Source organism: Candidatus Poriferisodalis sp., assembly GCF_965221945.1.
Lineage (GTDB): Bacteria > Actinomycetota > Acidimicrobiia > Acidimicrobiales > Poriferisodalaceae > Poriferisodalis.
In genome coordinates this window covers 2020105-2040062 of the sequence record NZ_OZ244925.1, presented here as the reverse complement: position 1 = coordinate 2040062, position 19958 = coordinate 2020105, and the positions used below count along the sequence as shown (strand labels likewise).

The following is a 19958-nucleotide window of genomic DNA, read 5'->3' as shown; positions in this document are numbered from 1 at the left end:
TCGCTGTGTTGATTGTCGCTCCCGCCGGGTCGCTGTGTTGATTGTCGCTCCCAGGGGGTCGCTGTGCTGATCGTCGGGCTGACTGGGGGGATCGGCGCGGGCAAGAGCACCGTCGCGGAATTGCTTTCCTTCCACGGAGCGGCTGTCGTGGACGTGGACGGCCTGGGCCTCGAGATCATCGTCCCAGGGGGATCGGCGGTCGAACCGGTAGTCGAGCGATTCGGCGACCACCTGCGCGGACCTGATGGAGGCATCGACCGGCCGGCGCTCGCCGCGATCGTGTTCAACGATCCTTCGGAGCTCGCGGCTCTCAACGAGATCAGCCACCCCGCCATCAACGACCTCCTTGACGAGCGGATCGAGACGATTGCGGCAAAGGGCGTAGCTGATGTCGTCGTGCTTGACATGGCGGTGTTGGTGGAGAGCACATTGGGCCGCGACACTCGGTTTCCCTATGAAGTAGTGGTGACGGTCGAAGCGCCGCCCGATGTACGACTGCAACGACTCACGGGCCGCGGCATGACAGCCGACGACGCCAAGGCCCGCTTGGCCTCTCAAGCCACCGATGACCAACGGCGCGAAGCGTCGAACTTCGTCATCGGTAACGGTGGCGGCACCGACGAATTGGCCGATGCGGCAAGGCAGCTGTGGGACGCTCTGCGCAGTCTTGCGGACGAGCGTGCCGCATGAGCGCAGCAGCGGCGTCACCTTCGGGCCGGCCAGCCCGCACTGGTCAGCCCGGCGATCAGCCACAAGGCGGCGTTGGGTCCGCCGGCGATCGAGGGAGCGAGCAGCCGGTCCGCTACCCGCCTCAGAACCACATTCTGCGACATCTGCGTCTCAGCCACCAGATGTCGTCCGACGGTTCGCTCACCGCGACGATGCCGATCTTGGACGATCTGGCCGACGGTCCGCTGACCGAGGGGGGCTGGCTGCGGCTCGGCGCAGTCGCTACCTTGGTTGACTCGGTGGCCGGTCACCACGCCGTCCTCGTGGTGTCTCCGGACTGGTCCGCCACGCTGCACCTGTCGACGGTGCTTGCAGCACGGGCACAGGGTTCGGTGGTGACCGCCCGGTGCTCGCCGCTGCGAATCGGGCGCAACCAGGTGGTCACCGAGACCTCGGTAACCGACGAGGCCGGAACGGAAATCGCACGCTCGACGTGTACGTACGCACGGCTGCCCCGCCGCGACGACACGCCGGTGGTGGATTCGACGGCACGAGACAACACCGTCCACTACCGAGAAGATCACGAGGTGAACCCCCGGCCGCCGCTGGACGACTACTTGCGCATCTCGCCGGTGCCCGGCGAGCCGCGCATCGAGCTGCCGATGCACAACCGCATCCGCAACTCGTTCGGCTCGTTGCAAGGCGGGGCTTCGATCGTGGTTGCCGAGGTCATGGCGACACATCTGGCTGGGATGTGCGATGGGGGCGGGCGCCGGGCCCGTTGTGTGTTCGCAGACATGCACTACCTGGCGCCGGCACGTGGCGGGCCGTTTCGCGTCGACGGCGAGGTGTTGGCCCGAACCGGCCATGTGGTGACCAGCCGCACCCGCATCTTCGAGACGGCCGGCGACTCAGACCGCCTGCTTCAGACAGCTACTGCCACTGCTGAATTCTTGGACTGAGAGCCTTAGCGGATAGGCGGCAGTGTCCGGCAGCCCCGATGTCCTGGACTTTGCGCAGAAATGCCGCCAGAGACGGCAAATTTGCACAAAGAGAGCGTGACAGCAACTTTCCGAGACGTCACCTATCCGCGCGGCCTCTAAGAACATGCCCCCCCCACCCCGTGATGGTCACGCCACAGAATTAGGCTTGCTCATCTGAGCATGCCGGCAGCGCTGAGCCGGCTGCGTGGCTGGCGATAGGCGAGAGCGGTGGCGGGCAGGATGCGCAGGTATCAGTCGACACGAACGTCGCGGCGGGGACCTGTGAATGCTGCGAGCAAGGGCAGCTGAGCCGCGGGGAAGATCGTTCTTGCGGGTGTTGTTGCCGCAGCGGTCGCCGTGGCTGTAGTCGCTGTGGTGGTTACGCGGTCGTCGGGGAGCAGTGAAGTCGATGCAGCCCGAGGGTCGCCCGTGCCGACCGCGCCGGCTGCCACTGAGCCTCTTGCTACGACCACCCAGCCCGACCCAGCTCCGACAATCGTGGCTCCGGCCACATTGAGTGAGCAAGCCGAGACGGCCACCTCCCAAGCAGTCGAGACAGTGCCGACGACCAGCACTGCACGAGCTACTACTCAACCTGACGAGACCGGCTCCGTGACCGATGAGGAAGAGGAGACCTCTGTCGAAGACCCTGAGGAAGGGAGCAATGGCGGTACTTCCGAGCCCGAGGAGGAAGAGGAAGTTTTTCCAGAGCCTGTTGCTTTGAATTCTTCTTGGATAGCGCATCAGGAAGCAACTCTCAAGCTGGTTGAAGAATGTGGATACTACGACACCACAAACTCTGCATATAAGGAATGCGAAGATCCTGAAGACACTCAGAAGTTGATTCAGATGCAATCTGATTTCTGCGGCTGCGAGTTCGACAAGAGAGCCGGACAATGCAGAGGCTATAGCTGTAGTGCTTTCACAGATCTGATTCACTCCCTGATGTGTTCTGACGGTTGGATCCCGTCAATCGACCCCGAGAAATACGGCAATGAAGCTTTGTGTTTCCACCCTGACCACCCGATACACGAAAGGTGGAAGTGAATAAAGCCTCATAGCCTCAACTGGTAGCAGAACAGCTCTAACAGGCCCGCCACCCCTTCTCCGAGCACGGGGTGGCGGGCCTGAATCAAGACTGTGAAGTAAAGTATTGAGATGGTCTATGGGGGTTCAGCTGTGAGTGGCGGCGACTCGCTGGCGTATTCACATGCAGCTCGGTTGTCGCGCAAGTTCAGTGAGTTGTCAATGTCTCGGTGATCGCCATCAAGTCTGGTTATTCGCGACATCCAGTTCATCGCGTAAACGAATGCCCTGGGGTCGTGCGCCATCGTCTGGCTTTCGCTGAAGCACTTTCGATCCTTTGAGAGCCACATTTTGACGCACATATGAATTGAGCTACGACCAATTTGCCGTGGACCCATTTCTCGCCTCCATTCTCGAAGATTCACTGAAATTGAAGCGCGCGAGTGTTTGCAATTGATGACGTACAAGTGTATGCTTTATCTATGTTCATCAACCCGCCTGTGCATCGCAGTTACGGCAACGGATCGGCTGACGGCACAGTCAACTCGACCGGCGACGGCGACGGTGTCGACGCTGCGTTCGACGACGTTGCCGATGTGAATCTGTGCGAGCTCAGTGCTGGCGATCTGATGGACCGGGTCGTGGGTCTGGTGGCTGAGCGGAACCGTATCGAGGGGGAGTATCTCGCGGCTTTGGGTGAGCTGGCGTCACGCAATGGCGCTCAGTCTGCGGCGTACCAGTTGCGGGAGCTGACCCGCATGAACGGCCCTCAGGCACGCACCGAAGCCCGGCTCGCCGAGAGCCTCGTCGAGCACGACATGACCGCCACGCTCGATGCGCTCAAGTGCGGGGAGATCCAGACGTCTCACGCGAAGGTGATCGCACGGGAGGCTCCTAAGAAGCATCGTCGCAGCGAAGAAGAGTTCTTGGAGCTGTGCGGGGCGTATCCCTCTGACACGGTTGCGCGTCACCCGTTTGCTTATGTGAGCCAGCAGGTGTACGCGGATATTGAGGCAGAGTCCACTGCGAAGGGACTTGGCCCGGTCGACGCGGAGCTCGAGTTGCAGCGCGCCGAGCGCTCGGGATCGATGCGGCTGGGCGCTGACGGCATGTGGCATCTGTGGGCCACGTTCGATTTCATCACTGGCCGTCACCTCAACGCGACGATCCAAGCCGCGATGCGAACGCTGCGCCGCCGCGCCACCGATGACGCCAGCGGCACCGGCCGTGCCGGCATCGACGTCGACGGCAGCCTCGGCAGCGACATCGAGCCGACGAGTGCTCAGCTCGCTGCCGATGCGATCGGCTCACTCATCACCGGCTCCGCCAAGGTGCGGCGGGCGAACACGAGCCTGGTGATCGTGGCTGACTACGACATCGTGAACGATCGGCTCGCCAACCCCCGCCTTGACGACGGCACGCCGCTGTCAGCGCGGATGCTCGCTGAGCACGCCGTTGACGCAAAGGTGTTGCCTGCCGTGTTCAAGGCCGACTGGTCCGAGCTGGCCCTGGGTCGCGCTCGCAACGCCAGCGACGCCCAGCGGCTCGTGCTTGCTGTCCGCGACGGGGGCTGCATCGGCTGTGAGCTCACCAGCGAGCACACTCAAGCTCACCACATCGACTATTTCGAGAACGGCGGCCTCACCGAGATTCCCAATCTGGCGTCGATGTGCGAGCCGTGCCACTTGGACCTGCACCAACACGACCGCCATATCCACACCCCACCCGACGGCCGCCCCCGGCTGCTGCCGCCAGAACCCCACAACACCAGCCGGCCCGCCCGAGCACCAGCCACCGCCCGCAGCCCATAACCACACCTGGGGCAAGCGCAACCCCGGCCCGTCCGAGCACGAGCCACCGCCCGAGAGGTATTCGAGAAGCGTTAGAGGGCAACCGCAGGCTGAGTCAGTCTTGAGCCCAGCCGTGACCCGGCCGACGTTACGCTGGGTCCATGTCTCGCCGTGATGCGATCCTTCATCGCCACCGTGAGGCAATCCGAGTGGCGGCAACCCGGAACAACGCGTCGTCGATCGCGTTGACTGGATCGGTCGCACGTGGCACCGACGGACCGGACAGCGACTGCGACTTCGTATGCGAGTTCGCCCCAGGAACGACACTCTTGGACATCGCCGGGCTGGAGCTTGACCTCATCGACCTGCTCGGATGCGAGGTCGACGTCTGCTCAGTGCGCGCTCTCGAGCCTCCCTATGACTCGATGCTGGAGGAAGCGATCACGCTATGAGCCGCAGCGACTCCGAGCGCATCGGCGGCATCCTCAAAGCAGCCGAGATCGCAGGCAGAGTCGCCGCCGAGGGCAGGCAGGCATTCCTCGACGACTGGAAGAACATTCCCACCGCGGAGCGCGCTTTGCACATCATCGGCGAAGCCGCCTCCAAGCTCTCGGACGAGACGATCGCCCGGTATCCCGATGTGCCGTGGAGACAGATCCGAAGATTTCGCACGCTCATCACGCACGAGTACCACAAGGTCGACCGTGAGGCGCTGTGGGAAACATTGGAGAAGAGCGTGCCGACATTGGTCGGAACGATTCTGGACGGACCCAAGGAATCGCCGCCTGCGAAATAGCCGCACGACCGGCTTCGGCCGGCATCGAGGCTTCTGCACCGCGAGTCAAACACCAGGCCCCACCGCTGACGATGACTGTCACACCGGCCCTCTACCGTGCAGGACATGAGCAGCGCACCCTCCGTCAGCCCGACGGCCCCTCGGGTTGGCTTGCCGCGGCTCGCGGCGTTCGACATCGACGGCACACTGATCGGTCGCAGCGGCATGCCGACTCCTCGGACGGTCGATGCGCTGGACGCGCTGGACGCCGCCGGTGTTATGACCGTGATCGCGACCGGCCGTCCCTGGCCCCAGGTCGAGCCGTTGGCGCGGCGCGCTCGCGGGATGTCGTACGCCGTCTGCCTCAACGGCGCAGTGGTGATGGACGCCCGGGCATCAGAGCAGGTGGCAGACCGATCCATGACCCACACTGAGGCCATCGAGGCGGCGGAGATTGCTCGCAAGCTCCTGCCGGAGGTGCGATTGGGGCTGGACATGGCCGATGGTCGGCATCTGTGGGAGCACAACTTCGTGCCAGACATGCCGGCTGGGCTTGCGGCCGATCTGCGGATCGACCGAGTGGATGACGCCATTGCCGCCGTCGACGGACCCGTGCTGACGTGGTTGGTCGAAACGCCGGGCACCGAGATGATGACCGCCGTTGGCGAGCTGGCACCGGAGATGCCGCTGGGCACCGAGATCCGACCGTCGGGCCTCGACCTCGCCGAGATTGCCGCCGCCGGGGTGAACAAGTCGACCGGGCTGGAGATTGTGTGCCAGCGCTACGGCATCAAACCGGCCGACGTAGTGGCATTCGGCGACGGGTTGAACGACATTGACATGCTGCGCTGGGCGGGTCGCTCGGTCGCAATGTCCAATGCTCCGCCGCAGGTGCGTGCCGTGGCCGACCTTGTCGCACCGAGCAATGAATCCGAGGGCGTCGCGGTTGTCGTGGAGGCGATGCTGACCGGCGGGGGCTGGCCTCCTGACATCGGGGCTGACACGGTCGGAAGCGCGTCGGCAGCGATGCCGCAACGCGGGGGTTTCGATGGCTGAGGGGGACGGCAACACGCCAACGGATGGACGGGCCGCGCAAGACGATTCAGGCAGCGACCGGTCTCGCCGCCCGTCGGTGTGGGAGCGAGCTCGTCGGGCCATGGCCGACCACAACGCCAAGGCCCCCAGGGGGCCGATGGGCATTCCCGAGGCCGCTGAGGCTGATGCGTCAGACGACGATCAGTCCGACGCGGCTGAGGGGGCAACTGCTGAGCTGGTGCTGGAGCGCATCCATCACTACCGCGACACCATCCGCAGCTACCAAGTCGTCATCGAGGGCCAGCGAGTCGGACAGATCCGCGACAACAAGACCGAGCGCTACCTCTTGCGGCCCGGCAGTTACACGCTGAAGCTGCAGCTGCTGTGGATCTTCAGCCCCAGAGTCGTCGTGGAACTGCCTGCGGGATCCCAGACGCGGATGATCTGCGGTCCCAACGGCGGGATCATGCAGGCCTGGCGGCTGTTCTTCGCTCCTACTACCGCCATCTTCCTTCGATTTGCGGAGGAAGCCTGAGATGCTGCCTCCGTCTTGCGGGCGAGGTGCGAAAGAAGACGAGCGATGGTCTTGATCGAGCTGCGCGATCACTCGCTCGGTCATCCGGGATTGTTAAGCCGGCAATCCCGAAGCAACAGAAACAACAATTACTAACAAAACCAACAAATGAAATCAGCAGCCGCTAGCGTCGGCTGTCGCCGGTCCCTCAGAAGCCGAGTCAACAGATGCGACCGCTCAACCCCTTCGCACCCACCTTCGGTGCCACTCCGCCAATGCTTGCCGGTCGAGACGGCCTCCTGCGCGACGTCCTGGACGCCTTGGCGACGGGGCCGACGCACCCGAGTTACACATCTCTGCTGCTGGGTCGGCGCGGTTCGGGCAAGACAGTCGCCTTGGAGGCACTCCGATCCGCGGCACAGGAGAACGGCTGGCTGACGATCTCCGAAGCGGCGGTGACCCGCGGACTTCTGAACCGGCTGGCTCACGACACCGCAGAGCACCTGAACAAGATCCTTGATGAGTTGACCGCCGAGACGACCCGTGACCTCGCTGCAGCGGGCATCGGAGTCGGCCCCGACTACAACCCCGAGGCCGACTTGTCGAGGCGGCTGACCAACGTGCTGCGCGCGCTCGCAAGCCATCTCGCAGCAACCGGTGCCGGCCTCGTTGTCACGGTGGACGAGCTGCACGCTGGTGAGGTCGGCGAGCTCAGGATGCTCGGAGTGACGGTGCAGGACGTCACACGGGTGGAACAGCTGCCGCTGGCCTTCGTCGGCGCCGGGCTGCCGACGCTCGAGGACACGCTGCTGGCCGACTCGAGTATCACGTTCCTGCAGCGATGTGCTCGCTATGACGTTGGCTTCCTTGAGCCTCCCGCAGCAGCTGCGGCGCTGGCAGAGCCGATCCGCCAGCGCGGCGGCCAGATGTCGTCGGGAGCAGTCGATCACGCCGTGAACACCTCGCAGGGGTACCCGTTCTTGATCCAGCTCGTCGGCTTCCACGCCTGGGAGGCGGCTGAGGATCCGACATCAGAGGTAACGCTCGAAGACGTCACGTCAGGCGCCGCAACTGCACTCAGGCAGCTCGGACAGCTCGTCGTGGCCCCGATGTGGAAGGACTTGCCCGACGGCGCCAGAAGGTTCCTGGTTGCCATGGCCGTCGACGATGGGGTCTCACGCATGGCCGCCATCGCCAAGCGACTCGGGGCAAGCAGCGGGTACGCGAGCGTGTACCGGCAACGGCTCATCAAGGCCGGCATGGTCACTCCAGAAGGTCACGGCAGGCTCGACTTCGTGCTTGCCGCTGCACGGCAGTGGATCAGAGAACTTGACGAGTATCCCCTCGTTTGCGAGTCATTGAGGCTGGCGGACGGGGACCCAATCGGATTCGCGAGACCCACGCCGGCAACGAGTCCGGATCGCTAGACGTCTCTCGGGGGACGAGTTCGAAGAGGGCGGCGATCCGAACAAGGGCCACCGGTAGGGTTCGGCGCCATGAGCGAGCGGCAGGCAACGGTTGGCGCGACCTCGGATGGCGATCTCAGGGCCGAGCTTGACGCATGGCTTGCGGACAACTGGGATCCCGACATCAGCGTGCGGGAGTGGTGGCAGTGGCTCGCGTCCGCCGGACTGTCGAACCCCACCCTCGGTGAGCCCTACGGCCGAGGCTGGGGCCGCAGCGAGACACGTGTGCTGGTCGAAGCCGTTCGCTCTGCAGGTGCCATCGGCTCACCGGCAGGGCTGGGCATGCTGCTCGCCGCCCCGACGATTCTTGAGCACGGGACGCCTGACCAAATTGAGCGATTTGTGCCGAACATCCTCAATGGGACCGACTCGTGGTGCCAGCTGTTCTCCGAGCCTGGAGCCGGCAGCGACCTCGCCGGACTCCAAACCAAGGCGGTTCGCGACGGCGATGAGTGGATCGTCAGCGGCCAGAAGGTGTGGACCTCCGAAGGCGAGCACGCGGACCTGGGGATGCTCGTTGCTCGTACCGATCCCGAGTCGCCCAAACACCGCGGGCTCACGTGGTTCGCCTTCGACATGGCCACCGAAGGCGTCGAAGTCCGGCCCTTGCGCGAGATGACCGGCCGGTCGTTGTTCAACGAGGTGTTCATCGACGGCGCACGGGTGCCCCACGCCAACATCATCGGCGAGCTCAACGACGGCTGGCGCGTCACCAACACCACGCTGGCCGTCGAGCGAGCAGGCATCGGTGGCAGCCATGGCCTTGCGTATGCAGCCGCACACCCTGGATCGATTGCAGGACACTTGGACGAACCGGCGGGAGCCTTCCGCGGCAAGCGTCTGCCGCTCGCCGCAGGCGGTGTGGGTCCCGGAACACTGGGGCAGCTCACCTCCGAGGCACGCCAGCGTGGCCGTGCCGCGGACCCAGTCGTCCGACAGGAGCTCGCGGCTCTGCACACCGATCTCGAGGTGATGCGGCTGTCGGCAATGCGCGGGCGACAGCGATCTCAGCGCACCGGCGGCGAGGGCAACCTGGCGAAGCTGCGCATGACGGCCGCCCTGCGCCGGGCCCGGTCGCTCGCCAGCACCATCCTCGGCGCAGATATGACGTTGTGGGGGGCCGACGCAGCTACCGACGGCGTGCTGCAGGAGATGACGGTCTTCTCGCCGGCGCCGTCGATCTACGGCGGCACCGACGAGATCCAGCGAAACATCTTGGGCGAGCGGGTGCTGGGACTCCCCAGGGAACCCGGTCCCGATCCATCCACACCGTTCCGGGAACTTCCCCAGAACGCCACTTCTTGGTAGCAATTCGCCCCCGGGCTACCGACGTTGGGGCGCGGGGGCCCAGCATGCGGCGCAGAATGTGAAGCGGTGAGCATTCCTGAGCCGCCACGGGGACTGGAGATCCTGCCCGAAGGCGGAGCCGATTTCGCCGGTGTGCAGGAATCTGTGATCGAGCGGCAACCGTCCTCAACGCCTCCGCGTTTGGTTGCGTTGGTGGCGCTGGTCGCGGCATTGGCCGTCGCTGCGTTGATTGTGGCCTGGGTGCGAGGCGGTGGCGGCGAGCCCGATGCCGTCGAAGCTGGTGCGACCACAACGACCGAGCCCCCGGCGACCACCACGACGGCGGCCACCTCGCGACCGCCACGCACAACGCTTCCCCCACCGACGGCGCTCGACACGCCCGTGGGCGATCTGCCGCCCGCGCGGCCCGCTGCAGAGATGATTGCCACGCTGGCCGGCGATCCCACGGGCAACATTCGCGGCTTCCTGTATCAACTCGACCTGCTGACCGGAGCGGCGAGATACGTGCCGTTGCCTGGGCTTCCGCACACGCTGGTTGATCTCGACGGAGCGATCGTTGTGGGCATCGGACGCAACGTGATGCGAGTAGATCCCCAGACCGGAGACACTGTCGTCATCGCTGAAGACGTGACCCAAGTGCTGCCCGCCTACAGCCCACCGGGGATCGTCGCCGTGGTGCGCGGTACCGAGCATCTCTTCGCCCGAGTGATCGGCCCCGACGGCGTCTTCCGTTCAGCGGTGCAAATGCCCAACGAGGCGATCGTGCATGGCGCTCTCGGCGACCACGTCGTCGTGTCCATGGCAGGCAGTGTCATGGCGCTCGACGGACGAAACTCGGCGCTCCGGCTGGGCGCCGGTCGGGTGCTCGCTGTCGGCGACGGTCATGTCGTGCGGCTGCAGTGCGAGGCGTACGGCTGTCAGATCACCGACACCACCTTCAGTGCCAGTGTGGGTGCAGATCGTCGCGACGAATGGTGCACCGATATCTGTGCGGAGGCGTCAGGCCGCTTCGGCGAGCGTGACGACCAGGACGAGATGGCCTCCGACTGCAAGACGTTCTGCGAGGGTTACCCGATTGTCACCGGGGCGATCGACGAGCGCAGAGTGGAATTGCCGGCAGAGCTGCTTGCGGCTTCGCCGGACCGTTGGAGCGAGCAGGGATTGATGTCGCCTGACGGCAACCGCATCGCGTTACGGCTCCGGCACGGCACCGGCATGCCGGCAGGTGTGGTGGTCGTCGATCTCGACGAGAAATGGGGCCGCCATTCCCCCGAGATCGGCGTCGACCTCGGGTCCATGGCTTGGGCACCCGACAGCCGGTTCCTGCTGTACACGTTCGACGATGACGTCATGGTGTGGGATGTCGAAGCTGGGCCGGGGGAGCTCCCGTCGGGCCGTGCGCACATCGGCGAGCCGCTGGGGTACCTCATCCTGCGTGAGCCTCAACTGCCGAGCTGATCTGCCGTCACGATCACGAACAGGCCGGCAGCCTCGATGAGCGGGGGAGCGTCCGGCGGCGCGTTGCCTGCGCGCACAGCCAATTCGACGTGCGACTTTCGGCCGTCACGCCTGGTCTCGCGGGCGTCATAGATCACCGGCTCATCGATCGGGACGCCGCCTCGGTAGTCGATTTCGAGACGCGCCGTGTACGCGGCGATCCCCAAGCAGACCATCAGGTAGCCGAGCACATCGTCGACGACGGCGCACACCGCCCCGCCATGCACCCGACCCGGGGCACTCTCGAACGCGGCGCCGAAGCTCACGGTTGCGCGCACGCCCTCGCCGTGGCGACGCATGTCGACCTCCATGGCGGTGGGATTGGCCGGGCCGCTGAATGCGCGGTCGCCAAAGGCCATGACCTCGGAGCCATCGGACGGTCTCGGGTCGACGTAGCGGCGGGCGAAGTAGTCCTGCGGGCGGGGGACAGGATCCGAGGCAGCCTCGAGTCGTTCGGCGGTCGCGTCGGCCCATGCGGTGATCTCAGCCAACGTCTCGGGGTCGGTGCGGTGCCGCACGAAGGCATGTGCCAGCCGTCGCAGCGCACCCGCCGCGGCGCTGCGTTCGGCGAACTGCGGATCGGGATAGATCAGGTGCAGGTCGTCGCCTGAATCGCTGCTGGTGTCGCTGTGCGGCAACGTGGGTCCCGAGAGGTCGTCAGCCGCCGAGCCGTCCAAGCTCGCCGTAGGGATAGTCGACCAATTCGCTGGATGGGTGTTCGAGATCAAACGTCCAGTACTGGCGGATCTCAGCGATCAGTCGCTCGCCCGAGTCGCTGCTGCGGTCGAAGTCGTAGTGCTCGCTGCCGCGCACCGCAAACGGCACGTCGTTGTCCCGCCGGCCAGCGGGCCCGGCAATCGTTCCGGTCATCCTCCATTCGATCGCTGCGGTGTCACCGTTGGTCACGAGCCGCTCGCAGTTCCACGATGCGCCTCGCCACTTCGAGGCAATGCGTGCCCAGAACCGCCCGATCGTGGCGGCTCCCTGTACCGGTGCGTGATTCGTGTCATAGACGACGGCGTTCTCGCTGAAGTGCCCTGCCACGGCCTCAGCATCGCCAGAGGTACAGGCTTCGAAGTAGCCGGTGATCCGCGCCTCGATCTCGCTGGCAGCGGCGGCCATCGTTGTGTTGCTGTGCTCGCCCATTTCGTCAGTCTCGCAGGCCCGGGCACGAGCGTTCTCAGCGGGAGTCGGTGGCGAAGGGTCCCGACTCGCCCGGACCGACGTCATTGCCTGCGGGTTGGGATCTAGTTCACGGCCCAGGAAAGCCAACGGCCGTCGCGCCGCTCGAGCCGCAGCTTGTGCGAGAAGCACTCTGACAGCGACTCCGCGTTGAGCACCTCGCCCAACGGGCCGCACGCCAGCGGCACTCCGTCTCGCAACAGCAACCCATGGGTGAACGACGGAGGGATCTCGTCGGTGTGGTGCGTTACGAGCACGGTTGCGGGAGTCTGCGGATCGGCGGCAAGCGACTCCAGGCTGGCCACCAGCTGCTCCCGACCCGCCAAGTCCAGCCCGGCGGTCGGCTCGTCGAGCAGCAACAGCTCCGGACGACTCATGAGCGTGCGGGCCAACTGCACCCGCTGCTGCTCGCCCGACGACAGCGTGGCGAACGCGCGCTCGGCCAGCTGGCCTGCACCCACCCGCTTGAGGCACGCCAGCGCTGCTGCCCGGTCGGCATCGGTGTAGGTGTGCCACCAAGTTTCCAGTGCCGCGTAGCGGGCCGTCATCACGATGTCCGCAGCGCAGATGTTCGGCCGGAACTGATCCCGCAGCGACGAGCTCGCAAGCCCGATCCGACGCCGGTGCTCGCGCACGTCGACTGCACCCCACCGCTCGCCGAGCACTTCCACCGTGCCGGTGGTGGGGAAGCGGTACAGCGACAGGATCTTGATGAGGCTCGTCTTGCCCGACCCGTTCGGCCCGAGCACGATCCACCGCTCGTGCGGAGCGATGTCCCAATCGAGCGGCCCGAGCACCGTGTTGCCGTCGTAGACGACCGACACCCCTCGAACCGAGACAGCCGGCACCGGGCTGTCGCACGATGGCACCGGCCGCTCCACGCCGTCGCTCATGAGTCGTCGCGGCGGCCCTCGCCAGCGTGGGACACCCACGTGGCGTACATCTGCGCGTAACGACCGCCGAGCGCGACCAGTTCGTCGTGAGTGCCCAGCTCGACGACGCCGCCCTCGTCGATGACGGCGATGCGGTCGGCCCGCATGGCCGTAGCCAGCCGATGCGCGATGAGCACTGCCGTGCGGCCCTCGAGCAGCAGGTCCAGCGCACTCTCCATCTCCGCCTCGGTGCTGAGGTCGACGCTGGAGGTGGCCTCGTCGAGCACGATCACCCTGGGTCGCGCCACGAACGCCCGAGCCAGCGCTAGCAGCTGCCGCTCGCCGGCTGACAGCGACACGCCCCGCTCGTGCACCTGGGTGTCGGCTCCGTCGGGAAGGCTGTCGATCAGCCGGCGCAGGCCCACCAGGTCGAGCGCCGCATCGATGTCGGCGTCGAGCTGTCCACCGCTGGTGCCGTCGGCGCGGTGGCGCAGTCCGAACGCCACGTTGTCCCGGATGGTGCCGTGAAACAGGAATGGCTCCTGGGGCACCACACCGAGTTGGTTGCGCAGCGACGCCAACGTGATGTCCCGCAGGTCCCAGCCGTCGATCGTGACCCGACCCTCGGTCGGGTCGTAGAAGCGGATGATCAGCTTCGCGATCGTGCTCTTGCCTGCACCCGTCGGCCCCACCAAGGCGAAGGTCTCGCCAGGCCGGATCTCCAGGCTGACGTCGCTCAGCACCTCCGGAGGGTCATCCTCGAAGGGCTCGTCACCATCTGTGGTGCCGCCGTGACCGATCCGGGTGCCATTGCCCAGCCCCTCAGGCATCGCCATCGGGTCGAAGGATGCGCCGAAGTGTCCCGCCGGCACCTTCGTAGTGCCGTCGGTCCCATCGCCGTTCTCGCCAGACGTGGCCGCCTCATCGTCATAGGCAAACGAAACGCCCTCGAGCCGTATGTGTCCCTTGATCGGCGGCAATTCAATGGCATCGACCCGCTGGCGCACGGTCGGCTGCGTCGCCAGGACCTGACTGATCTTGCGCAGGCCCGATTGGCCCTGCTGGTAGGTGCTGTACAGCTGCGCGAGCTGCTGGATCGGGGCAAAGAACTGGGTCACGAACAGGACGAACGCCGCCAGCACTCCAATCTCCAGGCTGCCTCGCAGCACCATCGCTCCGCCGACGGCCAGCACCAGTCCCTGCGCCGCAATGCCGATCGCCTCGGTGCCCGGGCCATAGATCGCCTGTGCTTTGGACATGGACAGGTTGGCGTCGCGGTAGCGGGCGGTCACCTTGCGATGTCGGAGCACATTCGCCGCGCGCCGCCCCGTCGCAGCAATCACTCGGATTCCAGCCAGGTTCTCCGAGAGGTCGGCCAGCACGTCTGCAATGCGGTCGCGGATCTCGCTGTAGCCAGCCTCGCTGCGTGTACGAAACCACAGTGTCAGCGCGGTGAGCGGCGGAACGATGCCCACGAGCAGCACCACTGCCAGCACCGGGTCGTAGGTGAACAACACCACGGTCACGACGCCCACCGTGAGCACTTGGATCAGCAAGTTCACGAAGCCCTCGTTGACGAGCAGCGCCACATATTCCACGTCGGAGGTCATGCGGCTGAGCAGCACACCCGATTTGGCGGTCGTGTACCAGTCCAGCGACAAGCGCTGGTAGTGGCTGAACAAGCGCAGTCGCAGGTCGTACATCATCTGCTCGGAGATGCGTCCGTTCAGACGTTGGCGCACGTGGCTCAGCACGATGCTTGCCGCCACAACGCCCCCGAAGACAAGCACGACCATGTTGAGTGTGTAGCGATCGCCTGCCACGATGCCGCGATCGATGCCCTGTTGCACCAGCACGGGCCCTGCCAGCATCGCGACCGTCTCGGCACACAGCATCAGCAGCGCTGCAGCGATGCCCCACCGGTGCGGCATCAGCATGTCCCGGAGGCCGAATGGGCGCCCCCGCCCGCCCTCGGCGCGTTCGGTCACAGGGTCGAAATTGACGCGCGGCTCGGGGTGGTCGGGCTCGAGCGACAGCAGCTTTTCGGCCCCCTCCTGCAGCTCCGATGGCACCCCGGCGAACGGAAGGCCCGCCGCAGCGCTGGCCTGCGTCGCGGTAGGACCCATGTGGCCGGGGCCACCGACCATCACCATGTTCTGCTGCCTTCGTGCGCGCTACAGCCGTCCGCTTCGGATTGGCCGGTGGTCTGTGACTCGTCTCCTGCTGCCAGCACCTCTGCGTAGAGGGGTTCGGTGGCGAGCAGCTCGGCGTGAGTGCCATCGGCTGCCACCCGCCCGTCGGCGAGCAGGATCACCCGGTCAGCCAGACTGATCGTGGACAGCCGGTGGGCGATGACGATGGTCGTGCGGTCTTTCAGCAGCTCGGTGAGCGCTTCGTGGATCTTCTCCTCGTGCGCCACGTCGATCGAGCTGGTGGCGTCGTCGAGGATCAGCACTGCCGGGTCGGCCAAGAATGCCCGGGCAATCGCGATGCGCTGGCGCTGACCGCCTGAGAGGTCGTACCCGCGCTCGCCGACCACCGTGTCGTAGCCCTCGTTGAGCTCGCTGATGAATTCATGAGCCTGCGCAGCGGCTGCGGCTGCAATCACATCTGGCCGCTCGGCATCAGGACGGGCGTAGGCGATGTTGTCGTGGATGCTGGCGGAGAACAGGAATGGCTCGTCGGGAACGAGGCCCACGGCGCGGCGCAGGCTGTCGGCCGTCACATCGGTTACATCGTGGCCGCCGACGGCGATCCTGCCGTTGCCGATGTCATAGAAGCGCATCAGAAGGCGGACGAGAGTTGTCTTGCCGCAGCCGGTGCGCCCGACCACTGCGACGCGCTCGCCGGCGCCGATGTGCAAGTCGAGTCCATCGAAGACCGGTGGTGCGTCGCGTTCCGCGCTCGAGGCTCCCGCCACACCGCCGATGGTCTCGGTGCCGTAGGCGAATCGAACACCGTCGAAGCTCACCTCCATGCCAGCGGATCCGCCAGAAGAGCCACGCCGCTGAGGCAGGTCGATCGCACCGGGCCGGTCTGCGACCAGCACCGGCTCGTCGAGCACCTCGAAGATGCGTTCAGAGGAAGCCTTGGCCCGCTGACCGAAGATGAACAGCATCCCGATGAATCGGAACGGCGCCTGCAGCAGCAGGATGTACAGATTGAAAGTGACCAAGTCGCCCACGGTGAGCGAGCCGTTGATGATCTGGTGCCCGCCCACCAGCAGCACCATCGCCAATGCAAGGCGAGGAAGGTTCTCGATGACCGGCGTGTAGTGCGCCCGGGTGTTGTGCTGGAGCATGTTGGCCCAGCGCAGCCGTTGCGCCGCCTGAGCCATTTCTTCCACCTGCCGGGCCTCGGCCGCGAATGCCTTGACAACACGAACCCCGCTGACGGTCTCGTGGGTCACGGTCGCGACCTCGGCATTGCGGGACTGGATGATCCACGACAGCGGGAACATGATCCGCCGCAACCGCTGGCCGAGCGCGTAGACGGCTGGCATCGCCAGCATCGTGATGGCAGTGAGCGTGAGACTGATCCACGCCATCAGCGAGATAGCCACCACGAAGGTCAGCAGCTGCATCGACACGATGGGAGCGAAGGCCAGATACATCTGCACCGAGCGGATGTCGGAGTTCGAGCGGGAGATGATCTCACCGGTCTGCACCCGGTCGTAGAACGCGAATGACAGCCGGCTGAGGTGGGAGAACAGCATTGTCCGCAGCTGGTACTCGACGCGCCAGCCCATCGAGAACAGACCCTTGCGGTAGGCGTAGGTGAAGACGCCTCGGGCCACGCCCAGCGCGAAGAGTGCGATGACGAACGCCCACAACGAACCAGACCCGCTCGCCCCCTCGCGCGGCAGCGCGGCATCGACGGCGTAGCCCGCAACCCGCGGTGCGACGGCCTGCACGCCCATTGCGGCGATAGCTGCGATGAGCGAACCGACAATGCGCATCCGGTGTCGCCGGAGCAGGGGCCCGAGCCGCCGGATCCAACTCAGCGAACGTTCAGCCCGGATCCAATCATCGGTCAGATCGTCGCCGAACCCGCCGGCTGGACGCGCTTCGGCAGGATCGGTGGGGGTGGTGTCGTCATCGGCTGATCGCGTGCCGACGGCATCGGAATCGAGCTGCGCAGGCTGATCCGCGGGCGCAGTGCTGGGGGCTACCCGCATCCCGGCGAGGCTAGCGGTGACCCCACTTGCCGAACCGGGACGACCGGAGGTCGAGCGGCCCGTGAGCGAGGTGAACAAGAGCGACCCAGCGGGTTCGACCGCGAGCAGAATCAGCTTTCCGCGGCCCGGCGGTACCGTGGGCGCAGCCACTGGGCTACGCGGGGGTGCGCAACACCGGCATGACGCTGGGACTCATTGCAGGACTTGGGATCGTTGTCGTGCTCATTGCCTTGAACGGTGTGTTCGTGGCAGGGGAGTTCTCGCTCCTCGCCGTTGACACTTCTCAGGTTGATGTCTTGGCAGCGCAGGGACGCCGACGCGCCCGTGGCGTGCGAGCGCTGCTGCGGCGCCTCAGCTTCCATCTCGGCGGAGCGCAGCTCGGCATCACCCTCACTTCATTGGTGCTCGGCATCATCGCTGAGGGCACCATCGGCAAGTTGATCGAACGGGCGCTGGGCGGTTGGGCGGAGGCCGTGGCATCGACCGGCGCCATCGCGGTGGTCGCCTTAGCGCTGGCTGCGGTGTTCCAGATGGTGTTCGGCGAACTGGCCCCCAAGAACCTGGCCGTGTCGCGCCCGCTGCGGGTGAGCATGTGGTTGGCACCGGTGCTGCGGATCTATGGCGTTATCGCCGCCCCGGTCACGCTGCTGTTCAACGGCATCGCCAACGCCACCGTGCGAGGGCTGGGCCTCGAGCCGACCGAGGAACTGCGCATCGTGCGCACCCGCGACGAGCTGGAGTACGTCGTCCGCTCGTCGCGCCAGCGCACCCTCAGCGACGCGCAGGCCGATCTGCTGGTGCGAACGCTGCGATTGGGCCGCAAGGACGCAGCTGACGCGCTCACGCCACGGACTGCGATGTCGGCCCTTGAAGCCGGCGCAACTCTCGGCGAGCTGGTGGAGCTGGCCCGCAGCAGCGGCCATTCGCGATTCCCCGTGCTCGGGTCGAGTTCCGACGACGTGCTCGGCATCGCCGAGGTGCGTGATGTGTTCAGTGTGGACGCGTCCGAGCGAGACCGCACTCCGGTGGAGACCATCATGCGTCCGGTCGTCGCGGTGGCCGAGAGCCGCAAGCTGGACGGCGTGCTGGCCGACATGTCCGAGGCCGACTGCCGGCTGTGCGTCGTGGTGGACGAGCACGGCGGTACCGCCGGTGTCCTGACACGAGAGGACATCGCCGAAGAGTTGGTGGGCGACATTGCCGACGAGTTCGACGAGCCACCCGCCCTGACACCTCGCCGGCCTGGCCGCCCGATCACCATGGCGGGCACCACCACGCTCGATGAGCTGGAAGAAGCCACCGGCTTGGCCGCACCCCCAGGTCCCTATGAGACGTTGGCCGGCTTCGTGCTGGAGCGTCTCGGCGAGATTCCCTCAGTGGGCACGGTGGTCTCCTGGAAGGGTTGGCGCTTGGTGGTGAGCGAGCTCGATGGCTTGCGCATCGCGGAGGTAGCCGTCAGCGCCAAAACCCCGGCGCACAGCGAAGGCACCGATTCGAACGAGGCAGCGTCGTGACGGCGCTGGCGATTGCCGTGGGCGCGGTGCTGATCGTGTTCAACGGCGGCTTCGTTGCGCTCGAGTTCGGCCTCATCGGCTCGAAGCGTGCGGTCGTGGACAGCCAAGCTGCAGCGGGACGATCAGCGGCCCTCGCAGCGCAACGCATGCAGTCGGATGTGCTGACCACGCTTGGCGGCGCGCAGCTAGGGATCACCGTGTGCTCGCTGGCAGTCGGTCGCCTCACCGAACCGGCGATCGCTGCCCTTATCGAGAGTGCCATCGGGGGAATCGTCGAGCTGCCAGACGCCGTGCTGCACTCCATCGGCTTCGGAATCGGCCTCGGGCTCGTCGCGGTCGTTCACATGGTGCTCGGCGAGATGGTCCCCAAGAACCTGGCGCTGATCGGCCCTGAACGCACACTGTTCGTGCTTGCCCGCCCGATGGCCGCATATCTCGTCGTCGCCCGACCCGTTGTGCGATCCCTGCTCGCCGTGTCGAACGGAGTCCTGCGAGCCCTTCGCGTGGAGCCGACCACCGAGCTGACCGACACGGCGACGCCGGCCGAGCTGGGCCTCATGGCTCGCGACTCGCTCGCTGAAGGCCACATCGAGGCTGGCGATGTGGCGCTGCTCGAGCGGGCGATGCGCTTCGAAGCCACCACGGTGAGCGAGATCATGGCGCCGGCGGGTGATGTTGCCGCCGTACGGCTCGCCGACTCGATCGCAGCGGCCGAGCAGCAGTTCACCCGCACGGGCCGCTCACGGCTCGTCGTGCTCGGCGATGGACCCGACGACGTCCGGGGCATGCTCCACAGCAACGACCTGGCAGCGGCGACCGAGCGGGATGCGCCCGACCTTGCCGAAGCCGACCGTCGAGTTGCGGCTCGCCAGCGTCTCGGTAGCGGCCTTGTTCGCCGGATGCTCCGCTTCGATCCCGACACAGCGCTCGACGAGGCACTGCGCCGGATGCAGCGCACACGCATTCATCTTGCCGTCGTGGCCGACGAGCACAGCCGGACGCTCGGCGTGGTCGCACTCGACGATCTGCTACGCGGCCTGATCGGTGATCCCGCTGCAGCCGACGAAGGCACGCACAGCAAAATCGCAGACGGCGGAGCAGGGTGACCCAGTTAGGCTGCCGTGGTCGTCGTCAGACCCGTAGCGGCCTG

The 19958-nt window shown here is 66.0% G+C and carries 18 protein-coding genes; 13 read left to right on the top strand and 5 right to left on the bottom strand.

Annotated features, from left to right (window positions below; genetic code table 11):
* The first annotated feature begins 63 nt into the window (after positions 1-63).
* From coaE to ACOQPH_RS09410, 11 genes are all read left to right on the top strand, one after another.
* Positions 64-690: a dephospho-CoA kinase gene (coaE, locus tag ACOQPH_RS09460; RefSeq protein WP_420621161.1), complete on the top strand. Its 627-nt coding sequence runs from the start codon at positions 64-66 to the stop codon at positions 688-690.
* On the top strand, positions 687-1631 hold the full coding sequence (locus ACOQPH_RS09455) for a hypothetical protein (protein WP_420621160.1): 945 nt from the start codon (positions 687-689) through the stop codon (positions 1629-1631). The genes coaE and ACOQPH_RS09455 overlap by 4 nt, the downstream gene beginning before the upstream one ends.
* A gap of 633 nt (positions 1632-2264) precedes the next feature.
* On the top strand, positions 2265-2699 hold the full coding sequence (locus ACOQPH_RS09450; protein ID WP_420621159.1) for a hypothetical protein: 435 nt from the start codon (positions 2265-2267) through the stop codon (positions 2697-2699).
* A 461-nt stretch (positions 2700-3160) separates the two neighbouring features.
* Positions 3161-4489, top strand: a complete 1329-nt coding sequence (locus ACOQPH_RS09445; protein WP_420621158.1) for an HNH endonuclease signature motif containing protein — start codon at positions 3161-3163, stop codon at positions 4487-4489.
* A 140-nt stretch (positions 4490-4629) separates the two neighbouring features.
* Positions 4630-4920, top strand: a complete 291-nt coding sequence (locus tag ACOQPH_RS09440; protein WP_420621157.1) for a nucleotidyltransferase family protein — start codon at positions 4630-4632, stop codon at positions 4918-4920.
* The gene (locus tag ACOQPH_RS09435) at positions 4917-5264 is read left to right on the top strand and encodes a DUF86 domain-containing protein (RefSeq protein ID WP_420621156.1); all 348 of its coding nucleotides are present in this window, start codon (positions 4917-4919) and stop codon (positions 5262-5264) included. Before ACOQPH_RS09440 ends, ACOQPH_RS09435 begins: the two co-directional genes overlap by 4 nt.
* A 105-nt stretch (positions 5265-5369) precedes the next feature.
* Positions 5370-6299, top strand: coding sequence for an HAD family hydrolase (locus ACOQPH_RS09430; RefSeq protein WP_420621155.1), 930 nt, complete (start codon positions 5370-5372; stop codon positions 6297-6299).
* Positions 6292-6813: a hypothetical protein gene (locus tag ACOQPH_RS09425; RefSeq protein WP_420621154.1), complete on the top strand. Its 522-nt coding sequence runs from the start codon at positions 6292-6294 to the stop codon at positions 6811-6813. Before ACOQPH_RS09430 ends, ACOQPH_RS09425 begins: the two co-directional genes overlap by 8 nt.
* A gap of 206 nt (positions 6814-7019) precedes the next feature.
* Positions 7020-8219, top strand: coding sequence for an ATP-binding protein (locus ACOQPH_RS09420; protein ID WP_420621153.1), 1200 nt, complete (start codon positions 7020-7022; stop codon positions 8217-8219).
* 69 nt (positions 8220-8288) lie between these two features.
* A complete protein-coding gene (locus ACOQPH_RS09415; protein WP_420621152.1) occupies positions 8289-9566 on the top strand; it encodes an acyl-CoA dehydrogenase family protein in 1278 nt (425 codons plus the stop codon).
* Between the two features lie 66 nt (positions 9567-9632).
* The gene (locus ACOQPH_RS09410; protein WP_420621151.1) at positions 9633-11024 is read left to right on the top strand and encodes a hypothetical protein; all 1392 of its coding nucleotides are present in this window, start codon (positions 9633-9635) and stop codon (positions 11022-11024) included.
* Here the strand turns inward: ACOQPH_RS09410 and ACOQPH_RS09405 are convergent.
* From ACOQPH_RS09405 to ACOQPH_RS09385, 5 genes are all read right to left on the bottom strand, one after another.
* Complete coding sequence (locus ACOQPH_RS09405) at positions 11009-11740, bottom strand: PaaI family thioesterase (protein ID WP_420621150.1); 732 nt, start codon at positions 11738-11740, stop codon at positions 11009-11011. The two genes, ACOQPH_RS09410 and ACOQPH_RS09405, sit on opposite strands and share 16 nt — an antisense overlap.
* Entirely contained in the window at positions 11721-12209 is a 489-nt protein-coding gene (locus ACOQPH_RS09400) for a nuclear transport factor 2 family protein (protein ID WP_420621149.1), read from the bottom strand. Before ACOQPH_RS09400 ends, ACOQPH_RS09405 begins: the two co-directional genes overlap by 20 nt.
* A 101-nt stretch (positions 12210-12310) precedes the next feature.
* Complete coding sequence (locus tag ACOQPH_RS09395) at positions 12311-13138, bottom strand: ABC transporter ATP-binding protein (RefSeq protein ID WP_420621148.1); 828 nt, start codon at positions 13136-13138, stop codon at positions 12311-12313.
* Positions 13135-15270, bottom strand: coding sequence for an ABC transporter ATP-binding protein (locus ACOQPH_RS09390; RefSeq protein ID WP_420621147.1), 2136 nt, complete (start codon positions 15268-15270; stop codon positions 13135-13137). The genes ACOQPH_RS09395 and ACOQPH_RS09390 overlap by 4 nt, the downstream gene beginning before the upstream one ends.
* On the bottom strand, positions 15264-17294 hold the full coding sequence (locus ACOQPH_RS09385) for an ABC transporter ATP-binding protein (protein ID WP_420621146.1): 2031 nt from the start codon (positions 17292-17294) through the stop codon (positions 15264-15266). The genes ACOQPH_RS09390 and ACOQPH_RS09385 overlap by 7 nt, the downstream gene beginning before the upstream one ends.
* A gap of 164 nt (positions 17295-17458) precedes the next feature.
* Here ACOQPH_RS09385 and ACOQPH_RS09380 point away from each other — a divergent pair, with 164 nt between their 5' ends.
* Positions 17459-18808, top strand: coding sequence for a hemolysin family protein (locus ACOQPH_RS09380; RefSeq protein ID WP_420621145.1), 1350 nt, complete (start codon positions 17459-17461; stop codon positions 18806-18808).
* On the top strand, positions 18805-19914 hold the full coding sequence (locus ACOQPH_RS09375) for a hemolysin family protein (RefSeq protein ID WP_420621144.1): 1110 nt from the start codon (positions 18805-18807) through the stop codon (positions 19912-19914). Before ACOQPH_RS09380 ends, ACOQPH_RS09375 begins: the two co-directional genes overlap by 4 nt.
* The last annotated feature ends 44 nt before the right edge of the window (positions 19915-19958 follow it).

What these genes read in the sequence shown, in the direction of transcription:
- ACOQPH_RS09445 (WP_420621158.1), top strand. Translation starts at nt 3,161, where the DNA reads ATGTTCATCAACCCGCCTGTGCATCGCAGTTACGGCAACGGATCGGCT.
- ACOQPH_RS09415 (WP_420621152.1), top strand. Translation starts at nt 8,289, where the DNA reads ATGAGCGAGCGGCAGGCAACGGTTGGCGCGACCTCGGATGGCGATCTC.
- ACOQPH_RS09425 (WP_420621154.1), top strand. Translation starts at nt 6,292, where the DNA reads ATGGCTGAGGGGGACGGCAACACGCCAACGGATGGACGGGCCGCGCAA.
- ACOQPH_RS09440 (WP_420621157.1), top strand. Translation starts at nt 4,630, where the DNA reads ATGTCTCGCCGTGATGCGATCCTTCATCGCCACCGTGAGGCAATCCGA.
- ACOQPH_RS09390 (WP_420621147.1), bottom strand. Translation starts at nt 15,270, where the DNA reads ATGGTGATGGTCGGTGGCCCCGGCCACATGGGTCCTACCGCGACGCAG.
- ACOQPH_RS09385 (WP_420621146.1), bottom strand. Translation starts at nt 17,294, where the DNA reads ATGCGGGTAGCCCCCAGCACTGCGCCCGCGGATCAGCCTGCGCAGCTC.
- ACOQPH_RS09430 (WP_420621155.1), top strand. Translation starts at nt 5,370, where the DNA reads ATGAGCAGCGCACCCTCCGTCAGCCCGACGGCCCCTCGGGTTGGCTTG.
- ACOQPH_RS09395 (WP_420621148.1), bottom strand. Translation starts at nt 13,138, where the DNA reads ATGAGCGACGGCGTGGAGCGGCCGGTGCCATCGTGCGACAGCCCGGTG.
- ACOQPH_RS09420 (WP_420621153.1), top strand. Translation starts at nt 7,020, where the DNA reads ATGCGACCGCTCAACCCCTTCGCACCCACCTTCGGTGCCACTCCGCCA.
- ACOQPH_RS09400 (WP_420621149.1), bottom strand. Translation starts at nt 12,209, where the DNA reads ATGGGCGAGCACAGCAACACAACGATGGCCGCCGCTGCCAGCGAGATC.
- ACOQPH_RS09455 (WP_420621160.1), top strand. Translation starts at nt 687, where the DNA reads ATGAGCGCAGCAGCGGCGTCACCTTCGGGCCGGCCAGCCCGCACTGGT.
- ACOQPH_RS09435 (WP_420621156.1), top strand. Translation starts at nt 4,917, where the DNA reads ATGAGCCGCAGCGACTCCGAGCGCATCGGCGGCATCCTCAAAGCAGCC.